Genomic DNA, 26,186 nt, shown 5'->3' with positions numbered 1-26,186 from the left:
GAATCTCTTGAAAATCAAGGGGTTACGGTTAAGAAGGGTCCGAGAGAAGCCTACGCGATCCAAGCGAAGCCAACGCCTCCACGGGGCACGGCACGGGGAACATCGGTATATTTGGCTCAGACCCAAAGCCTTGTTCCCCTATGCTCACAGAACTCGCCTGCAAAAACGCTTCGTGCCCCTCTGACAAGAAGCGCGCGCGCCTCAGTGATAGCGGCAATCTCTACCTGGAAGTCGCGTCCAACGAATCCAAGCGCTGGTTTTGGAAGTACACGGTTGGCGGCAAGGAGAAGCGGCTCGCGATTGGCAGCTACCCCGCGGTCAAGCTCAAAGATGCGCGAGCGGCTCGTGATGACGCGCGCAAAGTGCTGCAAACCGGTGCTGACCCCACCCAGCGCCGCCGCCTAGACAAGGCAAAGGTCCGCGCGACCGCAGTGACAACCTACGAGAAGGTCGCTCGTGAATTTCACGCGCTCAAGCAGCGGGAGTGGAGTGAGGCGCACAGCACCAAGTGGTTGCGCCTGCAAGAGAGCAATCTTTTTCCTTGGATTGGTGGATTGCCTCTGGGCGAGATCACCGCAAACGTCTTGTTAGAGCCGCTGCGCCGAGTCGAGGGGAAGGGGTTGAATGAGACGGCGGTTTCCCTGCGCCAGTACGCCGGGCAAGTCTTTCGGTATGGCATCGCGACGGGGCGCTGTGAAGATGATCCGGCCACCAAGCTGCGGGGAGCGTTGGGGGCGGTGATCGTAAAGAACATGGCTGCTGTGCTTGATCCCCAGAAGGCGGGGGACCTCATGCGCGCGATTGACGGCTATCGCGGACTGCCCGCAACAAGAGAAGCGCTGCTCTTGTCCGCTCTACTTTTTCAGCGGCCCGGCAACATCCGCGCGATGGAATGGAGTTGGGTCGACTTCAGTGGCAGCCAGGTCGTCATACCGGCAGCATCGATGAAAAGGACGAAGCAGGCAAAGCTCAATGGCGAGCCTCACCTCGTTCCCCTCGCCCCTCAAGCGGTTGATTCGTTGAAGCGTATGAAAGTCCTGACCGGACATGGGCGCTACGTTTTCCCCAGCTTGCTTACAGGCGAGAGGCCGATGTCGGACAACACGGTTAATACCGCACTGCGACGGATGGGGTTCAATAACACGGAAATGACTGCGCATGGTTTTCGCGCGATGGCGAGAACGATCATGGTTGATCAGCTCCGCGTCAATCCTGAGGTGATTGAAGAGCAGCTGGCGCACGGCAAAAGCGGGCCTTTGGGGACCGCGTACAACCGCACCCAGTTGAAGGAACAGCGCCGCGAAATGATGGTGCTCTGGGCGAATTACTTGGATCAACTCCGTCTGTCCAAGCCGGCTCTCTCTTGAGGGCTCGTGTTTGCGAAAAACACGGTGCTGATATCACGCAATGCTTCGCTTTTTCTCGTGAAGCTTGCCAAGAGGCTGAGGCTGTATCAGCGCCCCGCGAGCGGCGCCTGCTGAAAGACGCTTTCAGACTGGTTGCAGTCAGTCGGTATGGCCCGCTGAACGTCTGCTGTGCGTCTCAATCGAGTCCTCCGGCAGCGCGTCGATCCGCCTCGCCGCGGCGGCAAGGCGGACGGATCTGCGCCGCTCAATCGACGCTCGCTCAGATTTCCGTCTGCTCCGAGATCTCTAGGGAACGTCTGATCAAGTCCGCCGATGAACGATCGGAACGTTGATCACGCCTCGCAGCCGGAGATTGCCAAGCTGCTCACGAGCCATGCGGAGTTCCGGCTGCCCGGCTCCTATCCGCGGAAATATTGAAGTCACCATCGAGCGACGCCGGCAGGGCCGCCCGGCCCCCGGTCTGATCGCCGGGAAGAGAAAGTCCGCTCAGGGGTCTTTCTCCAGCATGCAGTCGATGAAGGCGCGCAGTGCGGCAGGGAAGTGGCGCCGGCTGGGGTGGTACAGGAACAGGCCAGGCCTTGCAATCGACCAGTCGGCGAGAACCTCCACCAGTCGCTCCTGGGCGAGCAGTGCATCGACGCGTTCGCGATCGAAGGCATAGACGATCCCCAGCCCTTGGAGTGCCGCAGCGACGCCAGTGTCCGAGTGGTTGGTGACCAAGGGTCCTTCCACCGCCACTTCGATCCGCTTGCCCTTTTTTTCGAACTCCCAGCGGTAGGCACTCCCGTCGCCCTGCAGGCGCCAGTTGATGCAGGCGTGGCCGTGCAGGTCGGCGGGGGACCGCGGTTTGCCGCGACGCTCCAGATAGTCCGGGGATGCCACGGCCACCATCTTCACGTCCGGCGTCAAGCGCACTGCGATCATGTCCTTCTCCAGCTTGCCCCCGACGCGGATGCCCGCATCGAAGCGACCGGCGACGATGTCGCTCAGGCCGTTGTCGACCACGATGTCCAGTGTCACTTCCGGGTGCGTCCGGTGAAACCGGCCCAGCCGGGGGCCGATCACCTGCCAGGCGGCCATGCCGAGGGTGTTGATGCGCAGCGTGCCGCGCGTCTGACCCGCCATCGCGCTGGCTTCATTCACCGCATCGGCCATGTCCCGGAAGAGCGGCGCGATGCGCCCGTACAGCTGCGCCCCGGTAGCGGTGGGGGCCACGCTGCGGGTCGTGCGGTTCAGCAGCCGCGTACCCAGCCGGGTTTCCAGCTGTCGGATGGTCTGACTCAGCGCCGAAGCAGACAGCCCCAGATGCTCGGCGGCGCGGGCAAAGCTCGCGCGTTCCACCACGGCAGCAAAGGCCTTGAGCTCGGCAAACTCCGATCCGCGCATTCTGTATTTCCTTCTACATAGCTCGTGAAGATTCTAGGCGATTCACTTATTGATGATCGACGCGCATCCTGAGGTCTTCACATCCAAGGAGTCGTCACCATGAGTACCCTGATCCTTCCCGCTCCGATCGCCGCCTACTTCGCGGCCGATCGGCAGAACGCCGAGGCCCTGGCCCGCTGTTTCACGCCTCAAGCCATCGTGAAGGACGAGGGCCGCACCCACACCGGCCGCCGCGCCATCCAGGAATGGAAGAGCGCGACATCCACGCAGTACGCGTACACGGTCGAGCCATTTGCGCTGGACTACGCGGGGGAGTTCCAGGTCGTGCGGGCGCACGTGGCCGGCAATTTTCCCGGCAGTCCGGTCGATCTTCGATATCGCTTTCGCCTCGAACGCGGCCTGATTGCGTCGCTGGAGATCACGGCATGAGCTTCGATCTTCAACTCCAGGGCCAGCGCGCGCTGGTCACCGGCGGCACCAAAGGCGTTGGCGCCGCCGTCGTTCAAGGCCTGCGCGACGCCGGTGTGCAGGTGATGACCACGGCCCGCGCCGCGCCCGCGCGGCCCATCGGGGGCGTGGTCCATGTGACCGCCGATCTGGCGACGGCTGAAGGCGCCGCCAAGGTGGCGCACTCGGTGCTCGGGCATTGGGGCGGCCTCGACATCCTGGTGCATGTGGTCGGCGGCTCCAGCGCACCGGGCGGCGGCTTCGCGGCCCTGGACGATGCCCAGTGGTTCGCCGAACTGAACCAGAACCTCATGCCGGCCGTGCGGCTCGATCGTGCGCTGCTGCCCGCCATGCTCGCGCAGGGCTCTGGCGTCATCGTCCACGTCAGCTCGATCCAGCGCCTGCTGCCACTGCCGGAATCGACGACCGCGTATGCGGCGGCCAAGGCGGCCTTGTCCACCTACAGCAAGGCGTTGTCGAAAGAGGTGACGCCCAAGGGCGTGCGCGTGCTGCGCGTGTCGCCCGGATGGATCGAGACCGAAGCGTCGGTGGCGCTGGCCGATCGCCTGGCCCACCAGGCCGGCACGGATTACGAGGGTGGCAAGCAGATCATCATGCAATCGCTCGGCGGCATTCCGCTGGGTCGACCGGCCAGGCCGCAGGAAGTTGCCGACTTGATCACGTTCCTTGTGTCACCCCGGGCGGGCTCGATCTCAGGGTCGGAACACCTGATCGATGGCGGGACCGTCCCGACGGTCTAGGCAAGGCCGCGGCCATCACCGGCACGGTACGAAAGCAGCTGGCTGCACACGCGTGCGATGGCGAGGGACTGCGTGCGTGGCAACGCTTCCCGCGCGCCATTCGGACCGAACAGCTTTATTGCGCATCTGCAGCGTGTCACGAAACGCAGTTTTGAAGAACAGCAATTCTTGCGCGCAAAGCTTCAACTTTGGCGTGATATTCGCAACCCTGTTCAACACGTTCTTTCCTACCATTTCGCTTCTCCCATCCACTCATAGGACATCCCATGAACTCACTGATTCGCAAGCTTTTGATCGCAGCTGCGACAACCGCCAGCATCGTCGGTCCCGGTGGCGGCGCCCATGCCCAACAGGTGCAGGCGAAAAACGTCGTGCTGGTGCATGGCGCCTTTGCCGATGGTTCGGGCTGGCGCGGCGTCTATGACGAGCTCATCGGCCGAGGCTACCGGGTCACCATCGTTCAGAACCCGCTGACGTCTCTGGCCGACGACGTGGCGGCGACGCAGCGCGCGCTCGCGCGCCAGGACGGTCCTACTATCCTCGTGGGTCACTCGTGGGGGGGCACGGTCATCACCGAAGCGGGCATCCATCCGAAGGTGGTGGGTCTTGTCTATGTCTCCGCGCTGTCGCCCGACGCCGGCGAGACCACAAGCGAACAGTACGCGGGATTCACGGCCCCCGACTTCGTGATCGACACGCAGTCGGACGGATTCGGATTCGTCAATCGGGAGAAGTTCAAGATCGGCTTCGCCGGCGATGCCAGCGATGCGGACGCCGCGTTCCTGCGTGATTCGCAGGTGCCGATCAACATGTCGGTGTTTGCGACCAAGCTCAATCACGCCGCATGGCGGACCAAGCCAAGCTGGGCGGTGATCGCGACCGAGGACAGGGCCTTCGACGTCCGGATGTTGCACAAGATGGCCAAGCGCATCGGCGCCACGGTTCAGGAGGTCAAGGCAAGCCATGCGGTATTCATGACCCAGCCGAAGGCAGTCGCCGACGTGATCGATCGAGCTGCCAGGGAGGGAGGGCGCCGGGCCCAGTGATTCCCTTGAATGCGAGATGGCCGTTGCGCGCTCGCTTCGTCTAAAGCTTGGCCATCAGCTCTCGAAGCTTCACTTCGTCAGAAGCAAGCGCAGCAAGTTCCAGCGGGGTGCGTCTTTGGCTGCCATCCAGCTTCCGCGGACGAAAGTCGATGACGCAGATTGACCCGAGTGCAAAGCCGTCGGTGTCATGGACCGGCGCCCCTGCATAGAAGCGAAAATGGGGGGTACTGGCGACCCCAAGGTTGCAGACTTGCACGGCTCGGCCGTTCACTATCTCGAAGGACGCTGCGGCGTCCCCCAACCGCACGCGGTTCAAGAAGTTTGTGACTGCGAGCCTGCCGGGCCACGTGCCACCGGATAACCAGCCACCCGCCGAATTTGCGAGGACGGTCCTCGAGCTCAGGGCCAACCAGCGTGGGTGGAAATTGGTGCCCGTACTCAGCCCCTGACCGCGGAATTGGCTCCGGCGTTCGGTCTCGCTGCCCCATTGGGCGCGCCCGGAGCATCAGTGCGGTGGACGATGGCGCATCCCATCCAGTTCTCTGGAGCTGGCCGGTTGAGCATCTTGAAGGGCCAGGGCTCGATCGATGGAGCGCCGCGAAAACACTTGCGATTGCCCGCAGTTCATGCAGCGATACATCTGAACCCGGGGTAACAGGCGAAGCCATGCCTGCCCCGGGACACTTTCCAGATGCTTGATGTTGCACGAGCATGCAAAGTACGGAAGCTTCATCGCGATACCGGGTGGGCGCAACATTCCTGTGGAATTGCGAAGTTGCGGCTTGGTGAGGGCCAGCATTGACGGCTGCGTCTTTGCGAAGGGGCGGCGGAACGCTTCCAGGAAGGGGGCCTAGGGGCAGTCTAGGCCGTGAGGGCCATGTCCGCCATCAATTCTTCTTTGCGAGTGGTGAGTTGCTCGCGCATGGCAACCAGGTCGAGTCCCCGCGCGGCACGCGCTTTGGGGAACATCTCGTTGCGCTCTTCCTTGACGTGGTGGTCGATGTACTCGCCCAGGACCTTCACCTTCGCATCGAACATCTCATCGACTTCGGTCGAATCCTGGATCTGCGCAATTAAGTCTTTGGCGCTCGCATGTTCAACCTCGGCTTCGTCGAGCAGTTCAGTTTCCTTGATGGCTTCGCGCACTGCTGGATAGAGGATCTCTTCTTCGAGTTGCGTGTGAACGGTCAACTCCATGCAGATCTGCAGTGCAAGATCTCGCTTCTTCTCCGAGGCGCTGGCAGCTTTTGAGCTGGCAAGCTCCTCGTAGGCGGCGAACATCTTCTTGACGTTCTTGTGATCGGTGTCGAGTAGCGAGCATGCATCGGGTTCATGGCGCTTGGCTGTCATCGGGGTCTCCTGGTCGGTGGGTCCCCAACATCTCAGGGGTGGGTGCTTGTGGGCGTAGGACGGCGTCGCTGCGGGAAGCCGTCAATGTGCTGAGGCTCTCCGGTGCGTGAACTGTGGGCTCAGCCCCAGGAGCGGGAGAAGTCCGTTCTGCTCATGGAAGAGAGAAGGGCCTTGCGGGGATTGAGGGAGGTCCTTTGACCTAAACTGAGCCGCTTCGAGAAAGGGAGCGCTTCATGCCGATGGATTTCCTCAAGAAGGTCGAACACGAAACGTTGCCGCTGACCGTGACCGACCCCATGGACATCCGCAACGTCGCGGTGCTGGTTGCCGCGGGGCTTGTCGAGGCGATCCTTCCAGAAGAGGCTGAAGCCCATGACCTGCCAGCGGTTGTTCTGCGAATCACGCCTCATGGCCGGGGCGAGCTTGAGCGGATGCGCGACAGGCCGCTGTGAGAGCCTGCGCAGCGCAGGAGAAACATCACTCGGTGTTGAGTGCAAGCCGCCAAGACGATAGCGCACAGCCAGTGAGCAGGAGGTTGGGTGGCTTCCCGCCTCCTCTCGACGCGCGCAGCCGAGGCGAAGCGCGAGAGGGTCGTCAGATCAACCCGAGCGCGCGCAGCTTCGCATCGGGTGCGGAGTAGGGCCGCTCGCACACGATCTTGTCGGAGCCTGGTGCGAACTCGAAACTTGCCGCCAGGCGGATCCGGAATTTCCGGCCTGTGGCATCGAACACCTTGTCGTTGGCATGCAGCGGCCCGAGGTGCGTTCCGCTGAGCCAGAACTCGACCAGTACCGTGTCCTGGTCGGCGGCGATGGCGATGATCTCGTTGGCCAGGTCGGGAAAGGGCGTGCGCGAGCTGCGGAAATAGCCGCGCACTTCTTCCTCGCCGTCGAACACCACGCCGCTGCCGTGCATCTCGTAGCGGGGATGCTCGAAGGTGTCGATCACCGCATCCCACTCCTGCGTGCACTCGAGCGCCATGTGATCGCGTACCGTCTTGATGCGTGCCGCTTGAAGGGTTGTGGTCTGCACGGAATCTCCTGCTGGTTGCTGAGCGGGGTATGCCATGGCCGTCATGGCGTGGGCGCGGCGCCGGTTGCGCCCATGCGGCGTATCGGATCCTTGCCGTCCCACCCTTCGGCTGCACGCCGGATCTGATGGAAGTACTCGCCCTTGCCGCCGGCCATCTCGGAGATTTCGAACATGCCACTGGGCAGGTCGGGATGGACGAAGTAGGCGAAGCGCCCCCGCATCCCCATGCGGCCGCTGTGCCCCTCCATGTAGCCCATCGACAGCAGGTGTTGCACGGCCTTGTCGAAGCCGTCGTCGGTCCAGTAGGCCAGGTGCTGGGCGCCCTCGCCGCCGCGGCGCAGCGAATCGAGGTAAAGCGACGGTGCGTCGTCGCGCTGCTGGATCAGTTCGATCTGCAGGTCGCCGGAATTGGCCAGTGCAATGGACAACCTGGGCAGGCGCGAGGGCTTGCCGTAGTAGGTGAACTCGGTCGTGCCGACTTCTTCCTTGTAGAACCACGGACCCACGCCCAGCGTGCGTGACCAGTGGGCCATGGCCTTCTCAATGTCGTGGACGACATAGCCGACCTGGCGGGCGCCGCCGAACAGCATGCTCATTGAATGGACTCCTTGGGGCGTGGTCAGCGCATGTACGCGCCGCCGTTGACGTCGAGCGTTGCGCCGGTCACGAAGGACGACAGGTCGCTTGCCAGGTACAGGCACGCGCCCGCGATGTCTTCGGGCTGGCCGACACGGCTCAGTGGAAAGGTCTTGCCCAGCGCGTGCTTGTTGTCGTCGGAGTTCGCGCCGCGCGAGAAGTCCGTCATGATCAAGCCCGGCGTGATGGCGTTGGCGCGAATGCCTTGGGGGCCCAGTTCCTTGGCCATGGCGCGCATGAGGCCCAGCACGCCGGCCTTGGCGGCGCAGTAGTGGCTGCCGCCGAACACGCCACCGCCTTGCTGCGCGGACATCGACGAGATGCAGATGATCGAGCCGCTGCGTTGTTCGATCATGGTGGGGATCACGCACTGCGACATCTGGAGGGTGCCGCGAAGGGCAATGCCCACGACCTGCTCGAAGTCCTCGGCGCTCACGTCCAGCACACCGCGTTTTTGTGTGATGGCAGCGTTGTTCACCAGCACGTCGATGCGGCCCGCCCATTGCAGCACGCGCGCCACGGCCGCCTTGCAGGCGCCGGCATCGCGCACATCGCAGCCGATGCCGATGTGCTCGACGCCGAGGGATTCGGCAGCGACCTGTGCCTGCCCTTCGTCGAGGTCGAGCAGCGCCACCCGGGCACCGTGGCGGGCGAACAGCCGTGCGGTCGCCAGGCCGATACCGCGCGCACGGGACGCACCGGTGATCAAGGCCACGCGGCCCTGCAGCAGGGGAAGGGCCGCGTCACTCATTGCTGATGTTCGCGGCCTTGGCGATCTGCCGCCAGCCCTCGATGTCTGCGGCGGTCATGGCGCGCAGTTCGTCGCCACCGACGAACGCGGCGGTGATGCCCAGGTCCAGAAGACGCGCCTTCACGTCCGGCATCTCGACGACCTGCTTCAGCGCGGCGGAGAGCTTGGCGACGATCGGCTTGGGGGTGCCCGCGGGTGCGTACAGCGCCCAGCGCAGCGCGCCCATGCGCTTGCCCGCGAAATCGATGCCTTCGTCGTCGTAGCTCGAGACGTCGGGCAGACTGGGCGAGCGCGAGGTGCAGGCGGTGATCGCCTTGACCTTGCCGGACTTGACCATCGGCGAGCCCGATGCCATGTCCACGTAGGCCAGCTTGACGTGGCCACCCAGCATGTCGGTCTGGATCTGCACCACCGATTTGTAGGGGATGTGGCTCATCTGTGCCTGCGTGCGCAGATTGAAGAGCTCCCCGCAAAAGTGACCGGTCGAGGCGATGCCCCAGCTCGCGTATTGCACGCTGCCGGGCGACTTCCTGGCCAGCGCAATGAGCTCCTTGGCGTTGTTTGCCGGGAAGTCGTTGGTCGCGATAAGCAGGATAGAGGCGGTGCCGACCTGCCCGATGGGTGCGAAGTCCTTGACCGAGTCGTACGAGAGCTTGGGATTGCTCGCGGGCAGCAGCACGTGCGTGGTCGCGCCGCCCAGTCCGATCGTGTAGCCGTCGGCCGGCGCCTTGGCGACGAAGTCGGTGGCAATGGCACCGCTGGCGCCCGGCTTGTTGTCCATCACGAAAGCGCCCTTGACCAGGGGCGCCATCTTGTCGGCCAGGAGCCGGCCGAGCGCGTCGCCGCCACTGCCTGCGGCCGAGATCAGGACGAAGCGGATCGGCCGCGACGGATAGTCCGAGGGCGCCTGGGCATGGGCGGCGAATGCGAGGCCCGCGAGCGCGGCAATCCACAGTGTGCGCATGGTGTTGTCTCCTTGTCGTTGATGCTCGAATACCCGTCTACAGGGACAGTCCGCCGTCGACCACAAGCTCCAGGCCCGTCACGTAGCTCGATTCGTCGGAGGCGAGGAACAGCGCCGCGTTGGCCACGTCCCAGGCCGAGCCCTGGCGGCCCATGGGGCAGCGCGCGTTGCGTGCCTGTCGGCCGGCCTGCGCCTCTTGTTCGCTCTTGAAAAGGGCCGCGGCATGCGGCGTGTCGATCAGGCCCGGAACGATCACGTTGCAGCGCACCTGGTGCTGCGCGTACTGGCGCGCCACGACGCGCGTCATGTGGTTCAGTGCCGCCTTGGAGGTGCTGTACGACAGGAACTGCATCGGGCTCCACTTGCGGCTCGCGATGGAGGAGACGTTGATGATGGCGCCGCCGCCTTGTCGGATCATGTGAGGCACTACGGCGCGCGCCGTGAGCATGGGGCCCTTGAGGTTGATGGCGTGCACGCGGTCCCAGGACTCCTCCGTCACCTCGATCAGCTCGCCGAATTCCTCGATGCCGACGTTGTGGTGCAGCACGTCGATGCGGCCGAAGCGCGCCAGGCAGTGGTTCACCATCCGCTCGATCTGCTCGCTGCTGCGCACATCGGCCTCGAAGGCCTCGGCGATGCCGCCGATGTCATGAATGCGACGCACCGACGTCGCCGCAGCTTCGGGCGACCGGTCGACGCAGATCACCGTCGCGCCTTCGCGGGCGAAGGTGACGGCGCAGGCGGCGCCGTTGCTGATGTCGGTGCCGATGGAGCCGGCGCCGACCACGATGGCCACCTTGTCTTTCAGACGCTGCGTCATGAGGCCGCTCTCGTTTTCTTGCGGACGGCAGCGGGTGCCTTGGCGACCGGACCGCAGGATTCGCGCAGCACCATCTGGGTGGTGAGCAGGATGCGCTCCTGCTCAAGGGGGGCTGTGCTGTCCAGCCGCCGCAGCAGCAGCTCGGCCACGGCGGTGCCGACCGCTTCCAGGTCCCAGGTCAGCGAGGTGATGGCGGGACTGAAAAGCTGCGACAGGTCGGTGTCGCCGATGCTGACGACACTGACGTCATCGGGCGCCAAACGGCCCGAGTGACGCAGTGCCTGCAGCACGCCCGACAGGATGCGGGTGCCCAGGCACAGGAAGGCCGTGGGCGCCGTGGGGGAGCCCAGCAGCGAGAGGGCCTCGCTGAAGGCGAAGTCCATCGCCGACTTCTCGGCGCGGATCAGCTTGGGGTCGGGCTGCAGACCACGCTCCAGATAGGCGTCCCTGTAGCCCATGATGCGCTCGCGACCCGGACGCAACACGCTGCCGGGCGTCAGCAGTGCGATGCGCGTATGACCGAGGTTCAGCAGGTAGCGCGTGGCCTGAAGCGCGCCGTGGTAGTGGTCAACGTGCACGCCCGCGTTGTTGCCCTGGAAGTCGCGATCGAGCGCGATCACCGGGCCGTGCGCCGCCAGCTGGTCGAGGTAGGCCGGGGTCTCGGCCTGGCAGGGACCGAGGATGAGCCCGTCCACGCGCCGGCGCCGGAACAGGTCGATCAGGGTTTTCTCGCGCTGGTCGTCGTTGTGGGTGCTGGCCACCAGCAGCGCATAGCCCGCCGTCAGCAGGCGCGATTCGACCGCCGTGATGATCCGCGCGTACAAGGGGTTGGCCAGATCCGACACCAGTAACCCGACCACGCCTGTCGAGCGGGTGCGCATGCTCTGCGCCACCGAATCCGGCGTGTAGCCGAGCTCGCGCGCCGCCTTGGTGACCGCTGCGATGGCCTGCTCGCTAACGCGCCCGCTGCGGTTCAGGGCCCGCGAGGCCGTTCCAATCGCAACGCCGGCGGCCTTGGCCACTTCGCGGATGGTGATCTTGGCCTTCATGCCGGCACTTTCGCCTGTGCAAGCGGGGCAGGGAAACGCTCGGCACCGGGCTCGAGCGGCACGGCCGCGCTGTTCAGGAACAGCGCGGCCATGTGATAGAAGCTCGACGCGAAGATCAGCTCGATCACCTGCTCCTGCGGCCAGCCCGCGCCAAGGGACTGCCAGGTCTGATCGGACACCGTGCAGTGGTGGTGCAGCTCATCCACCATGCGCACGATCAGGCGTTCCTTGTCGCTCCACAGGCCTGGCGACAGCGCATGCCAGTCGGCACTGCCGGTGAGCTCGCGCACCTGCGCGGCATCCAGGCCGCACCTGTCCGCGTAGATGCTGATGTGCATGCCCCATTCGTACTCGGACCGCGTGAGCGCGCCGGTGCGGATGATCGCGATCTCGCGGTCCCGTTCGGGCAGCGCGCACTGGAACAGCACCACATGTGCCATGGCCTGGAAGGCCGGGCCGAGCTTGCTGTGATTCGCGAGCGCCAGTCGAAGGTTCAGGGGTGACAGGCCCTTGAAGGCGGTGCTCTGCACGGCTGCTGCCACCTCGGGTTCGTAGGGGGGCGGCCGCAGTGGCAAGCGTGTGGAGGGTGCGAGAAAGGGCGATGCAGAACCGGTCATGACTGCAGTTTGCGGGGGGCGTGGAAACGTTTCTACAGTGATAACCCTGAATTCCCAAAACGAAGGAAATTACGAAGGAGAAAGAAGTGCCGAACGAATGAAAACGGTTCTACATCTTTCCACCGCCTTAGGATCGACTTCAGCCGGATGGCCTTCGCCCCGGAAACAGACGTGGTCCGGCGATGGGAATCCCTGCGACGCCGCGTGACGTCAAGGGCCGGCTCAAGCTGTTTGCAGATGGCCGTTGCGCGCTCGGCCAGCATCGGATGAGCTGCGCTGGACGCGACGCATGTCAGTCTCCGGCCAGCAACCGCTTTCGTTTTCCGGGTTGGGCCGAAGCTCTTGATGTCCGCACACCTGGCGCAGCCTGCTGCAGGCAGAGGGTGCCCGTCGAAAAACGGCTGACGCAGCGACCGCGGCCCCTGGAAAGTGCTTGACCCTCTCGCAACGGCACGGTCTAGGATGCCTTCAACTTGAGAGGGATGTTGCCCGAATACGCCCTGCAGAATCGACGCGCCCAGGCGCGTTAGCGCGTCGGTCCGGCCATTGCGCTGGCGTTCAAGAATCAGAAGTTGTCTGACATGCCTGCGTCGGCGCGGCGCGGTAGCTTTTTGTCTCCGCGGCACCACCGCGGACTTGCTGTAAACCTCAGCCCGGTCGCGTGCGGCCGGGTTTTTTTCGTGTCGGCCTGCGTCTCGCGCGGGTGTCGAAAACCGCCTCTTGAAAATCGATTCGAAGGCTCCTATGTTCGCTTGCGTCGGAAATTGGTCAACCGAAAAGGAGGTATTCAATGGCCATGAACTTGCTCAAGCAAATTGCCGGCTCTCGCTTGCCTGTCTCGTTCTATCGCGCCGCGGACATCGATCAGGTGCGGGTGCTTCGGGCCGCCGGGCTCGTCGTTGCCCTGATCCCCGCGCCCTCGAACTCGCTCGCTCTGTCTGGCTCCCCTTCGGCCGCCCAGGTGCTGGCCATCACGCAGAAGGGGCGCGAGGAGTTGGCGAAATTCTCGTACCCGCAGTCGCGCACCGCGCGCTGGCGACAGCGACCCTCCAGGATCTTTGCACGGCACCGCGCGGACAGCGATGGCGCTGCGCGGCCGACGGGCACGCACGGCCTGCCCCAGTGAGGGGCGGCTCGATTCTGTTCAGGTTCAATTGATTTGACAGGAGGTTTCCCATGTACCGATCTTTCTTCCCGCGCGACATGCTGGCCGAGATGGATCGCCTGCAACGGGACATGCAGCAGGCGTTCGATCTGTCACCCACCATTCGCGGCTACGGCAGCAACGGATTTCCCGCGTTGAACGTGGGCGCCACGCCGCAGGCGCTGGAGATCTTCGCGTTCGCCCCCGGCGTCGACCCGGCCACGCTGGAGATCAACCTCGAGCGTGGTCTCATGACCATCGCGGGCGAGCGCAAGAGCCTGCTTCCCGATGCGCAGGCCAAGGCGGCCGTGCACATCAACGAGCGCTTCGAGGGGCCGTTTCGCCGTGTCCTCACGCTGCCGGACGATGCCGATCCGGAGGCCGTCGAGGCCCGGCTGCGCGACGGTGTGCTGCGCATCACGGTCCGCCGCCGGGCCTCGGCACAGCCGCGGCGCATCGCTGTCCTGTGAAACAAGGAGGTGAACATCATGAGCAATGACGTACAGACCGCATCGCCCAGCGCGCCGGAACCCATGGATCGTGGGCAGGCGCCACGCTATCAGGGCGCGGCCCTCACACCGCCTGTCGACGTGGTGGAAGACGCCGGGGGCATCACGCTCTACGCCGATCTGCCCGGCGTGTCGCGCGACAAGCTGAATCTTCATGTCGAAGCGGAGACCTTGACCATCGAGGCGGAGTCGGGCCTGAGCGTGCCGGATGACCTGAAGACCAGCCACACCGAGGTCGGCCTGGGCCGGTTTCGCCGCGTCTTCACGCTCAGCAAGGAGCTGGACACCGAGAAGGTGTCCGCCGAGCTGGCGCAGGGCGTGTTGAAACTGCGTATCCCCAAGGCCGAGCATGCCAAGCCGCGGCGAATCAATGTCGAGGTCGGATGAGTCGTAAGGCGAGGGCGCCCGCGGGCGCCCTCAAGAGAGCGTCAACCCGCATGGGCGGCAAATGTGCAGCGCTTGCGCTCGCCGGCCGCCCGCGAAGGAGCGTCAGTCCAGACGGACGCGGTTCAGCTCCATCGTGATTGCTGACCGCCCCCGACCCCACAGCGGGCATGGTGGCGCGACCCTGCTCGCTGACCCGGTTACCTTTCTGGCCGTGCGCTTAGTCTTCAGTGAACTGAAGAAGCTCTCCATGGCCGAGCTGCCCCAGACCTCGCCCGCACGGCTCATACTGCAGGAAATACTTGGTTCCTTGAGCAGCTCCTGGAAGTGCTCGCTGGTAACAGCGGACGGTCGGCGCCGACCGCCAATCAAAGGAATCCAGTTGTTCAATTAAGCAGCGCTGCGCGCCGGCCGTAGCTCACCCGCGCATCACCCCGGACTCGGCCGTGCATCGCCGGGCGCGGCAGCGCTCCGCGCGGACCCCGTGATCGCCCACACGTCGACCTTGGATTTTGCGAGGCGTCTCAGCCGGTCGCGGACTTCCTTGGTACGGCGGCCCTGGGTGCCGACGGCGAGCCGGGCCTTGAACTCGTCGTCGGCGAACAAGTCCGCGTGGCCGAAGATCTGGTCGCCGGCGCGGTCGACCTGGATCGCGATATTGAAGCCCCGGTAGGGGATGCGGCTGGACGTCTTCGAACGCATGGCGGCCTCCCTACATCAGGCGGGTGCGGATTGCGTGGGGCAGCTTCGCGCGCCACCGCGACGCGGCACCGCGCCACGGGCCCTGTGCGGCCACGGGGTAGTGGATGCGTTCGAGTTCGGCGCGGCCTTTTTCGGTGATGGCGAGCACCTGGGCGGCGTCGGGGCTGCCCGAGAGGGTGAGGGGATCCGACGGCGCGGGCGTCAGCGCGATCACGAGGCCGGCGGCCCGCAGCAGCTTGATCTGGTCGATCTCCGCCCGGGTCCGGAAGGTCGCCGGCAAGGGGGAGCCGGCAAGTTGTTTGAGCATGTCCATGGCCATGGCTTTGTCCTCCATTTCTCTACGACCAACTTGGAACGGGAGAAAAATAGGACGTCTCAGCAGCGTCTTCAAGGGGCGGTTGCGGAGCGCAAGGCAACAGAATGTATCGGAGCTTTCGAGCACAGGCGAGAGAAGAGCTCCGAGCTGCTCGCCAGCGTGGGCCGGGTCGTGAGCGCGCTTTTGCATGGAGGCAAGCTCCGAGATTCAGAAGTCGCTGCACAGCAGACCTAGGAGTCGGCGCGTCGTCTCAAGAAGTCGAACACCGTCTGATTGAACTCCAGCGGCTTCTCGAAGTACGCAGAATGCGCGGCCTCCTCGACGACAACGACCTCGCTTCCTGGCAGGCGCTGGCCGAGTTCGCGCATGACCGCCGGCGGAACAATCGGGTCTTCGGCGCCAACGAGAAACATCGTCGGGCAAGCCAGCTGGTCGATCTCAGCGACGGCAAGCAGGTTCTCGGGCTGGTTCAGACGCAGTACGGCCTCGCGCCAGGCTTCGGGCTCAATACTGTGAGCGCTCGGGTTGAAGTGGTTGATCTGCGCGTAAAGCGCTGCAAGCGCGGGCTGCGCCTTCAAGAACCAGGCGCCCAGCGAGCGCTGCTCGATGCTTACCGCGGAAACTGTCTTAAAGCGCCGCTCGATGCTGTCGACCAGCGTCGGGTGGTCGATGGCCAGCGACGTGTCGCAAGCGACGAACGCGGCGACGCGCTCGGGATGGCGCAGCGCGAGCCGCAGCCCGATCATCCCGCCAAGCGATTGGCCGACGACCGTCGCACGCTCGATGCCTTCGCGCGCCAGTACCGCCAAGGCATCGCCGACAAAGAGCTCCAGCGAGAACTCCTCCGGCGGCGCCACCGAACGACCGAAGCAGCGGATGTCCATCGTGAGACAGGTGTACTGCGGCGTGAAGGCCGGCAATTGCTGCCACCAGGTGGCGGCGTTCGATCCGGCTCCGTGCAGGAACAGGATCGCCGGGCCGGCGCCGTGGCGCTCGTAGTAGATGTCGCGTTTGTTCGATGTGACAAAAGGCATGAGGGATGGGCTTGGGTTTCAGTTGGCCTTGAGTTGCAGGCTGCGTGTGAGTGCACCCCAGCGCTCGGTATCGCTCTTGACGACGCGCGTGAACTCGTCGGGCGTCATCGTCATCGGCGTGATGCCTTCGGCGTCGAGCTTCTTTTGCAGCTCCGGCCTCGTCATCGCTTCGCGCACTGCTTCGTTGACCTTGCGCACGACTTCGGGCCGCGTCTTCCTCGGTGCCGACAGGCCCACCCAGGAGATCACCGTCAGCTGCTTGTAGCCCAGCTCCTCGAAAGTCGGAACCTGAGGGAGCTCGGGGCTGCGCTTCGGGCTGGACACCGCCAGCACCCTGAGCTTGCCGCTCTGGATGTACTGCATCGACCCGCTCGGCGGAATCACGGTGACAGCGACCTGGCCTCCCAGCACATCCATCAGCGCCGGCGCGCCGCCCTTGTAGGGGATGTGCACGAACGAGGTTTGTGTCGCCTTCTGCAGCAGTTCCATCAACAGATGGCCGGTGCTGCCGGCGCCCGAGCTCGCGTAGTTGATCGCGCCCGGCTCGCGTCTGGCGCGGGCGATCAGATCGGCGAAGGACTCGATGCCGGACTGGCTGTTGACCACCAGCCATTGCGCGCCGCCGCCGATCATTGCGACGTGGGTGAAGTCATTGACGATGTTGAAGGGCACGTTGTCGTACATGCCTTGGGCGATCGTGTTCACCATGCCCGTCATCGTGAGCGTGTAGCCGTCGGGTGGGGCCGCGGCGCCCGCCTGGGCGCCGATGATGTTGCCGGCACCAGGCTTGTTGTCGATCACCACCGGTTGTTTGAGCAACGACGCCAACTCCTGCGCAAGCGGTCGCATGGTGCGGTCGTAGGCGCCGCCGGGCGGGGTCGGCACGATCATTCGGATCGGCTTGGATGGCCAGACCTCGTCCTGCGCATGGGCCGAAAAGGCGCCGAGCAGGCAACAGACAACCGCGAGCAGCGGCCATTTTTTTTTCACGTTTTGTCTCCTGTCGCGTGGCTTGCTGCCCGCCGTTTGTGGAGTTGCCATCATTCCTGAGCAAGCCATCGGCGACAAATTAAAAATGACGCTCTTCCATTAGACTTTCCGATATCTTGAGCCATGACGCGTCCGTCCTCTTCAACCGCCTGCTCGCGCGCGGCAAGTTTCGGCATGTGCAGATCCTCTTGAAAGTGGCAGAGCTGGGCAGCCTCCAGCGGGCGGCGGACTCGATCGGCATGACGCAGTCGTCGGTGACCCAGGGCCTCGCGTACCTGGAACGGCTGCTGGAAGTTCAGCTCTTCGAGCGGCATGCGCGCGGCGCGCGACCCACGCAGGCGTGCGAAGACCTCTTGCCCGTTGCGCGTCGCATGCTGATCGGCGTCGCCGACGGCGCCGAGGTCGTCACCGCGCGACGGCAACGCATCGGCGGCGCCATCCGCCTCGTCGCCTCGGTCGGCGCGATGAACGGGCTCCTGCTCAACGTGCTGCCTCGCTTCGCGCAACGGCATCCGGATGTCACCGTTCACCTCTCGGAAGCCGAAGGGGACGATCAACTGCTGGCCATCGCACGTGGCGAGGCAGATCTCGTGGCATGCCGACGGCCTCCCGTGATCCCGGAAGGCTGGCAGTTCATGCCGGTGCGCGAAGATCGTTTCGCGGTCTTGGCGCGCGCAGACCATCCGCTGGCGCGCAAGCGTTCCCTGGGCTGGCCGCAACTCGCCGACGAGACCTGGCTACTCGCCCCCACGGGTTCGGCCGCCCGTGAGCGATTCGACGAATTGACCGCGAATCTGCCTCACCCGATCCGCACCTATCCGGTCGTCACTCGTTCAACGGCCATGTTGTGGTGGCTCTCGCAGCAAGAAAACCTACTGTCGTTCCTGCCGCTTAGCTTCGTGCGGCCTCTCCTCGATGCCGGTTTGCTGCGCGAGTTGAAGCTACGGCCGCTTTACATGCTCGAGCCACTCGGCTTGATGTTCCCGATCGCAGGACCGTTCGGGGCGTGGCGGCAACTGGTCGACTTTATGAACCCTGAAGTACCGCATTGACAGAGTTTGCGGTGGGCTCGCGGCGCTGCTGTCGATCTGCACCATGGCGCGTGGGGCCAGCCTCGGGTGCCTTGCAGGCAGCGTCCCCTCAGTGCGCGATATCGTGACGTCCTTGGTGTAGCCCGGCAATGAACAGAGGGGATTTGCTTGCAAGCCATGCTGCCTTCGACTGAACCCATGAGTAACTGCTCCGTCTCGCGTCGCTGCCGCGCGCCCCGATGTCCAAGGTTGGCGGCCGTGTCGATCGCGGAAGGGATGATGCCTTCGAGAAGGCCCGGGGGAGCATCAGCACCTTCGACGTTTGCGCCATCCACAACGATGCCGTTCACCCGCTGAGCATCCGCGTCGCGCCCTTGACCAGGGCGTTGTGCAACTCCTGCGTCACGCGCGACGCAGTCAGTACCACCAGCGGCACCATGATCCGCTCCCGCAGCGGCCTGGGCTGTACGCCCGCGTAGCGATGCAACGCAAAGGGCGCAGGCAGGCAGGTGCAGCCACGGCCGGCGCCGATCTGGGCGAAGACATGCAACGGATCGGGTGCTGGCGCCTCGGCCTTCGGCCGAAAGCCATGCGCCGTGTACTCGCGCGTGAACTCGTCGTACATGCGTGTGTTCACGCTGCGACTGAAGCGGAAGAATGGCGGCAGGGACTGCAGGTCCCGCACTGCAATGCGCCGCTGGCGCGCGAGATCCGACGTCGCAGGAACGAAGGCCATGAGGGGGACCTCATCGACCAGGTTGCCACGCAGGCGGTACATCGAAGCCGGCCAGAGCACGATGGCGGCATCCAGCTCGTTGCGCCGAAGGGCCGAAGCTGCGGCAATCGTCGTTGTCGTTTGTACGTCGATCCCGCTCGCATGCCCCGATTCCACCAAGCTCCGTTCCATTGCGGATAGTCGGTTCAAGTGAACCCAGTTCAGAACGCCCAGGCGAAGACGCGGCAGCTTGTTCGCGGACTGGGCCACATGCTCGAGCGTCGCGTCGAAACTGTGCATCAGCTCCGCGAAGCTGCGCATGGCCAGCTCTCCGGCGCTGGTCAGCCGCACGCCGTGCGTATTGCGCTCGAGCAGTTGCAGGCCCAGTTCAGCCTCCAGCTCTGCGATCTGCCGCGACAGGGGCGGCTGCGTGATGGCCAGCCGCTCCGCGGCGCGCCTGAAGTTGCGCTCCTCGGCAACGGCGAGGAAGTAGCGGATTTGGCGGACGGTGACTGGTCTGGTCATCCAAAAAAGGTATCACAAAAAACGCAATTCCCAGTGCGGCCAGCGCTGCCTACAGTCGCGGCCGCAACAAACCGTTGCTGGCCGCGTCGCCCGGGAATGGGCGCCGGCATTGCCTTTTTTGCACCTGACGATGACAACCAAGAAAAGCCCTCTTCCTTCGATATCCGCCTCCCTCTCTTCCCTGGCTCCTTCCCGTGGTCGCCGGAATTTCCTCGGTCGCGCATCCACGGCCGCGCTGTGGCTCGGTGCTCCTTCGCTGCTTGTCGCTTGCGGCGGAGGGGGAGGGGGAGGGGGTGGGGGCAGCGGCCCGCTCGCGGTAGGCGGTGGAGAAGGCCCTCGGACGGACGGGGGGCTCGCGCCCGCAAGCCGCTCTGCCAGCATCCGGGCCGTGGAAGCTGCATGCTTGGATCTCGAATCGCGCAAGCTCGAGTCGATCGCCTACCTGACCGAGTTGACGGGGATCATGGCGAAAGACCCGAACTATGTGGAGACAGGCTTTGACGAACGCTCACTGACGGCCTGGGGCACTTTCGCCGATGGCCGCGTGCACATGGTGTCGCACAACTTCAAGCCCACCGGAACTTCGACGCTGACCGCCGCCATCGCTGATACGGGCCAAGCACAAAAGGCGGCGGGGCTGGCTGCCGCCAAGCCGCCGGAACTGCCTAGCGAGCGCAAGGCACGTCTGATGCATTCCTTCTTCACGCCTTTCGACGGCCAGGCAGCTATCGCGGAAATGTCCGGCTGGCTCAGCGCGCATGACTACGCGCTGCAACCAGGCGTCGAGGGTGACGCGCACATTACGACCCTGCGCCAAATCAAAGGGGACGGCTTCTTCTACATCAACACTCATGGCGGCGTGAAGCACACGCGCCATCAGGATACGGGCTCACCGCAGATGTACTCCATCCAGTCGTCCACGCTGATCGACCCCACCCTGGAGGCACAACCCGATTTCCAGGCCGATCTCGCCGCCTTCCGGCTGACCTACTTCACGGCCTACAACGGCCTCGCCACCGTGGACAGCAAGGGCGAGGAGATCATGCTCAAGGACACGCGCTACGGCATCACCGCTGCCTTCGTCGACACCTATTGGGAGTTCGCGCAGGACAGCGTCGTCGTCATCAACGCCTGCAACAGCGCCAACAGCGCCGACAACGACCGGGTGATCGACTTTCTCGTCGCCTGCCACCGTAAGAACGCGGGCCTCTACCTGGGCTGGACGGAGATCTGCTCGCCGCCGGCCGCCTTTGACATACCGAAGTACTGTGTTGACCGGATGCTGGGCGCCAACCTCTTCAAGCCGCACACGCCGAAGCAACGCGCCTTCACGGGCGAAGAAGTGATCGCCCATATGCAGCGCAAGAATCTCAACCACGACACCGGCAACGGCACCAAGACCGGCGCCTACTTCATCGCCAAGCCCAATCCGCGCAGCGCGGTGAGTCACATCCTCTCGCCGTCGATTCACCATGTCGAGGTCGATGAACTGAACGACCAGCTCAACCTCATCGGCGCTTTCGGTCGCAGGCAGGGCAAGGTCTTCGTCGACGGATCGCAGCGCCAGGTGGTGCGCTGGGAGCATGAGCTCGTCGTCTGCGACCTGCCGCGCGTGGGCGCGGGCTCGCGCGGACCGGTGTGGGTGGAGCTGGGTGCGGATCGCAGCAACCGGCGCACCGTCAGCCAGTGGAACATCCGCATCGACACGCACTGGTTCAAGCAAAACTACCCGGGCCTCGCCGTCGACGGGCCGATACGCACGCGCTGGCGAGCCGACGTAGGGCCGGTGCGCGACACCTGTGGCGAGGATGTGAAGCGGCCCGTGCGCTATGCGATCGGCACCTATGACTCCACCATGGAGCTGGCGGCAGGCGGCGCCTTCCACGTGCCGCCGGACTGCACGATCACCTGGAGCGGACAAGCCAGCTTCGCCTCGCAGGTGAAGCTGATGCGAGAGCCCAGCGCCGGCGACCGTGTGATCTTCACCTACCTGCGGATCGACCCCGAATCGAAGCTTGGCGCCATGGGCCTGGCGATGGGCGCGAGCACCGGGCCGTTCGTGGAGCACGGTTGCCGCTCCACCGATACCTTCGCTTCGGCGCTGGGCCTCTTGGATGGACCGCAGGATTTCGAGGTCACGGGCGCAGCCGCGACGATCCCTCTGCCCGCCAAGAACATTGTGCTCGGCAACGATCTTTCCATCCTCGGCGACGGCCACCTGGACGACAGCCTGCGGCTGCAATGGAGCACCGCGCCGATCGAGTCGCCGCCTGCGGATGCCGAACTGATCTGAGTCTCAGCGACACCCAAACGCTACCAATCCGCATTTCGAAGTGAGCGACACAGGCATAGGAATTGACCTGAGCCAGCAGGTCGATATTTTCGGGCAATTCCAACAGGTCCAGGCTGCCAGCGGCAGTGCAGGCTTGGGATTGTTCATCGCTCAGCGCATTGTCTCGGCCATGGGCGGATCTCTGAACGTCGCAAGCGTCATCGGGCAAGGCACTACGTTTTCTTTCACGCTGAATCCAAAGACCACCTTGTTCTTCGCCGCCTTCCTGCCGCAGTTCATGGACGCTCACGGCAACCCGCTGATGCAGACCGTTGCGCTCGGTGGTGTTTTCGTTGGTATCGCTTGCTGCACCGACGTCATCTACGTGCTAACGGCAAGTCTCGTCGCACCGCGCCTGAGACGAGCTGCTTGGGGCGGCCGCTGGGGTAACCGGCTCGCGGGAACATCATTTATCGGGTTGGGCGTGCTCACGGCCATGGGCACGCGCCCAACACGCTGACGCGCGCTCATCCGCGCCGAACGGCGGCTTATGGCCGACTGTAGCCGGTCGCGCCGCCGTCGTGAACGGGCCCGGAGCGGCCAAATCGCTGAGCGATTTCAAGGTCGTACAGCGGTCGCTCAACGTTTGAGCTAACCGGACCGTTGCGGCGTGTGGCTAAAGGCCCAGAATGAAATGGCGGGACTTTGGCCGCACGCCGCAATGGGTCCGGTTGAGCGAATGCTTAGGCCGCAACCACGCAGTTTCAGTACGGCTAGACCTCATTGCTTACCTCGATCAGGTTCTCGTCGGGATCATAGAAGTAGACGGAAACCAATGCGCGTTGCGCGCCAGTAGCTAGGACTGGCCCTTGCACGACCGGAACGCCTTCGTTTTGTAGGTGCACAAGTACCTGTTCTATAGGTGTTACGGTCAAGAAGCATAGATCCGCAGAACCTGGAGTAGCGTGCTTCACATTCGGATCGACAACAGTCCCCAACTCGTGCAGGTTGATCTTTTGTTGTCCAAAGTGCACTGAGAATCGCCCGGCCTTGAACTCTCTGGCTTCAAAGCCTAGGACACGCTGATAGAAGTCAAGTGTCCTTGGGATGCTTGCAACCGTTAATACCAAATGATCTAGCGCTTCAATCTTCATGGGGGGGGCGGGCTTTCGGGTGACGAGCCACAGGTAGTCGGTTTTGCGGCCTAACGCAAAGGTGAGCGGATGCCGTAGGCGGTCCGCTCGACTGAATGGTTAGGTTGAGCGCCAATAAGAAGAAGCGTACCTAATTTTCGTTCGAGGAAACGAACTATGGAGTTACGCATATGGTTGAAGAAGTCCGTCGTGGATGAGAAAACTATCAAAATTCCGAAGACTCCCACCATGACACGCACCGGTTGTCGATCGGATCGACTACGAAATAGCGACGCTAGAAAGCTTGGCAGATATACCAAGATGGCGGCAACGGTAGCGACTTGAACGGCAAACACGACATTGGCCAACAGGCTCAGGTTGAAGCCCAAGTCCTCATGTACGCGATCCGCAAGACAGGTCATCAGATAAACAACGCTGAAGATACCTTCGGCCAATTTCAAGCTGCGGTATGAGTCTTTCATGCGGATTTCTTCTCTGATAAGACTACTTCTGGGGCGGGTCCTGCTGCTATCGCCAATGACTGGTCTTGGCCGATAGTAGCCATTCGCGCGAGGCCGAGGGATGTCGGGTGTCGCTGCGTACCTGCCACTCGCAGGGACGAGCTGCCGGCCTGGGTGCAGCATGTTCCTACCGTTTGCGGTGCGTTCTCAGCCGCCGATAAGGGAGCATTGACGTGCCTTTGGTTATCGTCGGTTAGGTCTGCGGCGTTCGGCTTCGGGCTCCGGTGCTGGCAGTCCACTGCTCGAGAGAGTCAATGTGCGAATGAGCACTAGCATGGCGACGCGGCGTTGATATCTACGAGCAGATGGGTGCACCCGGGCGAATCGAAGATCTCGTTACAGCAGACAAACGTAAGAGGTTTGATCGCGATGTGACGTGTGAACTAGTTTTCCGATCCGCGCCTGATGTGCGCATGCCGATTTTACGAGCGCAGGTCTTTCCGATTCCTCTCTGGCGATCAATCTCAGGACGAACGACTGGAACGCGCGCTCCAGACGTTCGGGCGCGCGACTTGATTCTCAAAGCCCGCCGGGACGGGCATGCTGGAAGGCCCGTTGCTGCGATGCAGAAGGTTTCGGCTACGGAAACGTGGCGTGTCTTGATCGCATGACTGCCGAAGTCGAATTTGGCGCAAGACTTGATCTGCAGGTTCTCGAGACGAGACCCGCAAGCGTTTTTCTCCAACCTTTTTCTTTGGAACCTCCATGAATCTCACGACAGCCATGAAGATCGTATCGGCCCCTGTTCTGACCCTCCTGGTCGCGGCCGGCGCCCACGCAGAGGCGTACGACGGTGTGCACAAGGCCTTCTCCAGCAAGACGCGCGATGAGGTGAATGCCGAGGCCGTGCGCACCGCCAAAGCGCCCGACCAGAACGTGGTTCGCGGTTCTCGCGGTCCCGAGACCATGGCTGTTTCGACGGCGCGTTCTCTCGTTGAAGCCGAGGCCGTTCACTACAACCTGCGGCCCGACCAGAATGTCGGCTCCGGCTCTCGTGTGAACAGCAAAGTTATTTCGACGATGCCGCACCCGGCCGATCTGCGCGCCAAGGCCAATTGAGCAACGACTGCTTCACGCTCCGCGTGCGGTAAGAAAAAAACGGTCGGCAGGAGAGCCCGAAGTTGCGGGTGCCCATCACGCACATGCCAGCCAAAGGTGGACACCTGATGACAACTTCCCTCACTGCTGACGCCGCCAGAGCCTTGGAGCCAGCCCCTTTGCCCGCCAAGGTCAACTCGGGCGTCGCCAACCCCTTGCTGCACGCGCCGCTGCTGCCGCTGTTGATTCGCCTCGCGGTGCCCACGGTCGCCGTGATGCTCATGCAGACGGTGCTGAGCGTGGCAGAAACCTACTTCGTGAGCGGGCTGGGTGTCGACGCTATCGCAGCGGCCTCGTTAGTCGTGCCCGTCATGTTGCTTATGACCATGGTCTCCAACGGCGGTGTCGGAGGCGGGGTTTCTTCGGCGGTCGCGCGGGCGCTCGGCGGCGGGCGGCAAGACGAAGCCGAAAGTCTCGTGTGGCACAGCGTCGTGATCGCGATCATCGCAGGCGGACTGTTCGCCTTGGCTGTGATCGCCGCGGGTCCGATGCTCTACCGTGAACTGGGTGGAACAGGCGCGTCCTTGCAGCAGGCGATTCGATACTCGGACATTCTCTTTGGCGGCGCGGTGCTGTTCTGGATTCCGACGTTGCTGCAGTCAGCCTTGCGAGGTGCGGGCAACGTCAGAACTCCAGCACTGATCATGCTCGGCGGCGTTGGCGTCGGGCTCATTATTTCTCCCGTCCTGATCCTGGGTTGGCTGGGGTTTCCGCGGATGGGCGTCGCCGGTGCGGGCGTGGCGCAGGTGCTGTGCAGTGCAGGCTCGCTCGTGGCGATCGTTGCCTCCATGCGATCCGCGGGCTCGAGGCTTCGACTTCGTCGGCACCCGCTACGGCGTGATCACTTCGGTGCCATCCTTGGCGTTGGCTTGCTGTCGACCCTCAACGCGGCGATGACGACGCTTTCAATTGCCGCGATCACGGCGGCTGCAGGCGCCTTCAACGTGTCGACGATCGCGGGCTACGGTATCGCGTCTCGACTGGAAATGTTGCTGGTTCCCGTGATGTTCGGCTTCGGCACCGCCGCCGTCGCCGTGGTTGGAACCTGCATTGGCGCCGGCGATGTGGTGCGTGCGCGGCGCGCTGCGCTGGCGAACGCATTGTTCGTTGCTGGGTTGCTCGAAGTGCTGGGCCTCGGCGTGGCATTCTTTCCTGGACTGTGGATGTCTCACTTCGCGAGCGACCCCGACGTATTGGCCGTCGGGGGGCAGTACCTGAGGGTGATGGGCCCGGTGTTCGGCTTCATTGCCGTCGCGTTGTCACTGTATTTCGCGGGGCAGGGCGCGCGGCGCGTCGGCTGGCCGCTTGCGGCCGGTGTCTTGCGCTTCGTGTGCGCGCTGTCCGCAGCGGCGCTGGTGTTCGCGGGGAGGCTCAGCCTCGAGTCTGCCTTCCTGCTGGTGGCTGGGGGCGCCATCGTCGGCGCCGCAGTGACGGTGTGTGGCTTCGCCCGGGGAGATTGGGGAAGACGCTAGAGTCACTCGCTTCGTGCTGCGGCACAGGAGGTTTGTAGCTGTACATCTGTGCGATGTCGCTGCGTCTCTCTGTCCTTCGGCGTGGAGGTCGGACGAACCGGTGTTTTCGAACGC

General features: G+C 63.9%; 29 protein-coding genes and 2 pseudogenes. 14 read left to right on the top strand and 17 right to left on the bottom strand.

Annotated elements, in window-relative coordinates:
* Nucleotides 1–140: 140 nt before the first annotated feature.
* The gene (locus VHAB30_RS13130) at nt 141–1,367 is read left to right on the top strand and encodes a tyrosine-type recombinase/integrase (protein ID WP_159277301.1); all 1,227 of its coding nucleotides are present in this window, start codon (nt 141–143) and stop codon (nt 1,365–1,367) included.
* Between the two features lie 486 nt (nt 1,368–1,853).
* Here the strand turns inward: VHAB30_RS13130 and VHAB30_RS13125 are convergent, their stop codons facing one another.
* Complete coding sequence (locus tag VHAB30_RS13125; RefSeq protein WP_159277300.1) at nt 1,854–2,753, bottom strand: LysR family transcriptional regulator; 900 nt, start codon at nt 2,751–2,753, stop codon at nt 1,854–1,856.
* Nucleotides 2,754–2,852: 99 nt separating this feature from the next.
* Between VHAB30_RS13125 and VHAB30_RS13120 the strand changes: the two genes are divergently transcribed.
* The 3 genes from VHAB30_RS13120 (at nt 2,853) to VHAB30_RS13110 (ending at nt 5,007) form a co-directional block, all read left to right on the top strand.
* Entirely contained in the window at nt 2,853–3,182 is a 330-nt protein-coding gene (locus tag VHAB30_RS13120) for a nuclear transport factor 2 family protein (RefSeq protein ID WP_159277299.1), read from the top strand.
* The gene (locus VHAB30_RS13115) at nt 3,179–3,961 is read left to right on the top strand and encodes an SDR family oxidoreductase (RefSeq protein WP_062472393.1); all 783 of its coding nucleotides are present in this window, start codon (nt 3,179–3,181) and stop codon (nt 3,959–3,961) included. Before VHAB30_RS13120 ends, VHAB30_RS13115 begins: the two co-directional genes overlap by 4 nt.
* A 266-nt stretch (nt 3,962–4,227) precedes the next feature.
* Nucleotides 4,228–5,007 carry an alpha/beta fold hydrolase gene (locus VHAB30_RS13110; RefSeq protein ID WP_139701817.1) on the top strand — a complete coding sequence of 260 codons (780 nt, stop codon included), beginning with the start codon at nt 4,228–4,230 and terminating at the stop codon, nt 5,005–5,007.
* 861 nt (nt 5,008–5,868) lie between these two features.
* Here the strand turns inward: VHAB30_RS13110 and VHAB30_RS13105 are convergent.
* Nucleotides 5,869–6,357 (bottom strand): hemerythrin domain-containing protein, encoded by a 489-nt coding sequence (locus tag VHAB30_RS13105; protein WP_139701815.1) that lies wholly within the window; start codon nt 6,355–6,357, stop codon nt 5,869–5,871.
* 233 nt (nt 6,358–6,590) lie between these two features.
* On the opposite strand from VHAB30_RS13105, the gene VHAB30_RS13100 reads away from it, so the two are divergent.
* The gene (locus tag VHAB30_RS13100) at nt 6,591–6,809 is read left to right on the top strand and encodes a hypothetical protein (protein ID WP_062472384.1); all 219 of its coding nucleotides are present in this window, start codon (nt 6,591–6,593) and stop codon (nt 6,807–6,809) included.
* A 142-nt stretch (nt 6,810–6,951) separates the two neighbouring features.
* Here VHAB30_RS13100 and VHAB30_RS13095 read toward each other — a convergent pair whose 3' ends face one another.
* Genes VHAB30_RS13095 through VHAB30_RS13065 form a run of 7 tightly spaced genes read right to left on the bottom strand, consistent with a single transcriptional unit; the run spans nt 6,952 to nt 12,226 of the window.
* Nucleotides 6,952–7,389 (bottom strand): ester cyclase, encoded by a 438-nt coding sequence (locus VHAB30_RS13095; RefSeq protein WP_235926634.1) that lies wholly within the window; start codon nt 7,387–7,389, stop codon nt 6,952–6,954.
* Between the two features lie 41 nt (nt 7,390–7,430).
* Nucleotides 7,431–7,985: a VOC family protein gene (locus tag VHAB30_RS13090; protein WP_159277297.1), complete on the bottom strand. Its 555-nt coding sequence runs from the start codon at nt 7,983–7,985 to the stop codon at nt 7,431–7,433.
* Between the two features lie 23 nt (nt 7,986–8,008).
* The gene (locus VHAB30_RS13085; protein ID WP_070059279.1) at nt 8,009–8,776 is read right to left on the bottom strand and encodes an SDR family NAD(P)-dependent oxidoreductase; all 768 of its coding nucleotides are present in this window, start codon (nt 8,774–8,776) and stop codon (nt 8,009–8,011) included.
* Nucleotides 8,769–9,740 carry a Bug family tripartite tricarboxylate transporter substrate binding protein gene (locus VHAB30_RS13080; RefSeq protein WP_159270766.1) on the bottom strand — a complete coding sequence of 324 codons (972 nt, stop codon included), beginning with the start codon at nt 9,738–9,740 and terminating at the stop codon, nt 8,769–8,771. Before VHAB30_RS13080 ends, VHAB30_RS13085 begins: the two co-directional genes overlap by 8 nt.
* Before the next feature lie 37 nt (nt 9,741–9,777).
* On the bottom strand, nt 9,778–10,560 hold the full coding sequence (locus tag VHAB30_RS13075; protein WP_070059277.1) for an SDR family NAD(P)-dependent oxidoreductase: 783 nt from the start codon (nt 10,558–10,560) through the stop codon (nt 9,778–9,780).
* Nucleotides 10,557–11,609 carry a LacI family DNA-binding transcriptional regulator gene (locus VHAB30_RS13070; protein WP_159277296.1) on the bottom strand — a complete coding sequence of 351 codons (1,053 nt, stop codon included), beginning with the start codon at nt 11,607–11,609 and terminating at the stop codon, nt 10,557–10,559. The genes VHAB30_RS13075 and VHAB30_RS13070 overlap by 4 nt, the downstream gene beginning before the upstream one ends.
* Nucleotides 11,606–12,226: a carboxymuconolactone decarboxylase family protein gene (locus tag VHAB30_RS13065; RefSeq protein ID WP_159277295.1), complete on the bottom strand. Its 621-nt coding sequence runs from the start codon at nt 12,224–12,226 to the stop codon at nt 11,606–11,608. Before VHAB30_RS13065 ends, VHAB30_RS13070 begins: the two co-directional genes overlap by 4 nt.
* 790 nt (nt 12,227–13,016) lie before the next feature.
* On the opposite strand from VHAB30_RS13065, the gene VHAB30_RS13060 reads away from it, so the two are divergent.
* The 3 genes from VHAB30_RS13060 to VHAB30_RS13050 all read left to right on the top strand — a co-directional run bounded on the left by VHAB30_RS13060 (nt 13,017) and on the right by VHAB30_RS13050 (nt 14,266).
* Nucleotides 13,017–13,352, top strand: a complete 336-nt coding sequence (locus tag VHAB30_RS13060) for a hypothetical protein (RefSeq protein ID WP_159277294.1) — start codon at nt 13,017–13,019, stop codon at nt 13,350–13,352.
* Between the two features lie 50 nt (nt 13,353–13,402).
* Nucleotides 13,403–13,840 carry an Hsp20/alpha crystallin family protein gene (locus tag VHAB30_RS13055; RefSeq protein WP_062472360.1) on the top strand — a complete coding sequence of 146 codons (438 nt, stop codon included), beginning with the start codon at nt 13,403–13,405 and terminating at the stop codon, nt 13,838–13,840.
* A gap of 63 nt (nt 13,841–13,903) precedes the next feature.
* Nucleotides 13,904–14,266 (top strand): Hsp20/alpha crystallin family protein, encoded by a 363-nt coding sequence (locus VHAB30_RS13050; protein ID WP_070059545.1) that lies wholly within the window; start codon nt 13,904–13,906, stop codon nt 14,264–14,266.
* Nucleotides 14,267–14,464: 198 nt separating this feature from the next.
* Here VHAB30_RS13050 and VHAB30_RS31155 read toward each other — a convergent pair.
* The 5 genes and pseudogenes from VHAB30_RS31155 to VHAB30_RS13030 all read right to left on the bottom strand — a co-directional run.
* A pseudogene (locus tag VHAB30_RS31155) lies at nt 14,465–14,611 on the bottom strand (IS3 family transposase); the annotation flags it as partial.
* 81 nt (nt 14,612–14,692) lie between these two features.
* Nucleotides 14,693–14,965 carry a hypothetical protein gene (locus VHAB30_RS13045; protein WP_095744407.1) on the bottom strand — a complete coding sequence of 91 codons (273 nt, stop codon included), beginning with the start codon at nt 14,963–14,965 and terminating at the stop codon, nt 14,693–14,695.
* A 10-nt stretch (nt 14,966–14,975) separates the two neighbouring features.
* Complete coding sequence (locus tag VHAB30_RS13040) at nt 14,976–15,284, bottom strand: hypothetical protein (RefSeq protein ID WP_139701812.1); 309 nt, start codon at nt 15,282–15,284, stop codon at nt 14,976–14,978.
* Between the two features lie 227 nt (nt 15,285–15,511).
* Nucleotides 15,512–16,315 carry an alpha/beta fold hydrolase gene (locus tag VHAB30_RS13035; protein WP_070059271.1) on the bottom strand — a complete coding sequence of 268 codons (804 nt, stop codon included), beginning with the start codon at nt 16,313–16,315 and terminating at the stop codon, nt 15,512–15,514.
* An 18-nt stretch (nt 16,316–16,333) separates the two neighbouring features.
* Entirely contained in the window at nt 16,334–17,305 is a 972-nt protein-coding gene (locus tag VHAB30_RS13030; protein ID WP_216850713.1) for a Bug family tripartite tricarboxylate transporter substrate binding protein, read from the bottom strand.
* 116 nt (nt 17,306–17,421) lie between these two features.
* Here VHAB30_RS13030 and VHAB30_RS13025 point away from each other — a divergent pair, with 116 nt between their 5' ends.
* Nucleotides 17,422–18,357 (top strand): LysR family transcriptional regulator, encoded by a 936-nt coding sequence (locus VHAB30_RS13025; protein ID WP_159277292.1) that lies wholly within the window; start codon nt 17,422–17,424, stop codon nt 18,355–18,357.
* Nucleotides 18,358–18,682: 325 nt separating this feature from the next.
* On the opposite strand, the gene VHAB30_RS13020 is transcribed toward VHAB30_RS13025, so the two are convergent.
* Entirely contained in the window at nt 18,683–19,576 is an 894-nt protein-coding gene (locus VHAB30_RS13020) for a LysR family transcriptional regulator (protein WP_139701809.1), read from the bottom strand.
* A 403-nt stretch (nt 19,577–19,979) separates the two neighbouring features.
* Here VHAB30_RS13020 and VHAB30_RS13015 point away from each other — a divergent pair, with 403 nt between their 5' ends.
* The 3 genes and pseudogenes from VHAB30_RS13015 to VHAB30_RS31145 all read left to right on the top strand — a co-directional run bounded on the left by VHAB30_RS13015 (nt 19,980) and on the right by VHAB30_RS31145 (nt 22,368).
* Complete coding sequence (locus VHAB30_RS13015) at nt 19,980–21,869, top strand: hypothetical protein (RefSeq protein ID WP_159277291.1); 1,890 nt, start codon at nt 19,980–19,982, stop codon at nt 21,867–21,869.
* Between the two features lie 37 nt (nt 21,870–21,906).
* Nucleotides 21,907–22,095 (top strand): annotated as a pseudogene (locus VHAB30_RS31150) (sensor histidine kinase); the annotation flags it as partial.
* Nucleotides 22,069–22,368, top strand: a complete 300-nt coding sequence (locus tag VHAB30_RS31145; protein ID WP_268894342.1) for a LysE family translocator — start codon at nt 22,069–22,071, stop codon at nt 22,366–22,368. The pseudogene VHAB30_RS31150 and the gene VHAB30_RS31145, both read left to right, overlap by 27 nt.
* A gap of 253 nt (nt 22,369–22,621) precedes the next feature.
* On the opposite strand, the gene VHAB30_RS13005 is transcribed toward VHAB30_RS31145, so the two are convergent.
* Nucleotides 22,622–23,002, bottom strand: coding sequence for a VOC family protein (locus VHAB30_RS13005; RefSeq protein WP_082818216.1), 381 nt, complete (start codon nt 23,000–23,002; stop codon nt 22,622–22,624).
* A gap of 50 nt (nt 23,003–23,052) precedes the next feature.
* The gene (locus VHAB30_RS13000) at nt 23,053–23,463 is read right to left on the bottom strand and encodes a hypothetical protein (protein WP_159277289.1); all 411 of its coding nucleotides are present in this window, start codon (nt 23,461–23,463) and stop codon (nt 23,053–23,055) included.
* Nucleotides 23,464–24,207: 744 nt separating this feature from the next.
* Between VHAB30_RS13000 and VHAB30_RS12995 the strand changes: the two genes are divergently transcribed.
* Complete coding sequence (locus tag VHAB30_RS12995) at nt 24,208–24,561, top strand: DUF4148 domain-containing protein (RefSeq protein WP_235926633.1); 354 nt, start codon at nt 24,208–24,210, stop codon at nt 24,559–24,561.
* A gap of 107 nt (nt 24,562–24,668) precedes the next feature.
* Nucleotides 24,669–26,072, top strand: a complete 1,404-nt coding sequence (locus VHAB30_RS12990; RefSeq protein ID WP_159277288.1) for an MATE family efflux transporter — start codon at nt 24,669–24,671, stop codon at nt 26,070–26,072.
* Nucleotides 26,073–26,186: the final 114 nt, after the last annotated feature.

It is taken from the genome of Variovorax boronicumulans, from assembly GCF_009811375.1.
In the GTDB taxonomy this organism is placed as follows: Bacteria; Pseudomonadota; Gammaproteobacteria; order Burkholderiales; family Burkholderiaceae_C; genus Variovorax; species Variovorax boronicumulans.
The sequence above is the reverse complement of the archived record's forward strand: the minus strand, read 5'-3'. Positions and strand labels throughout refer to the sequence as shown.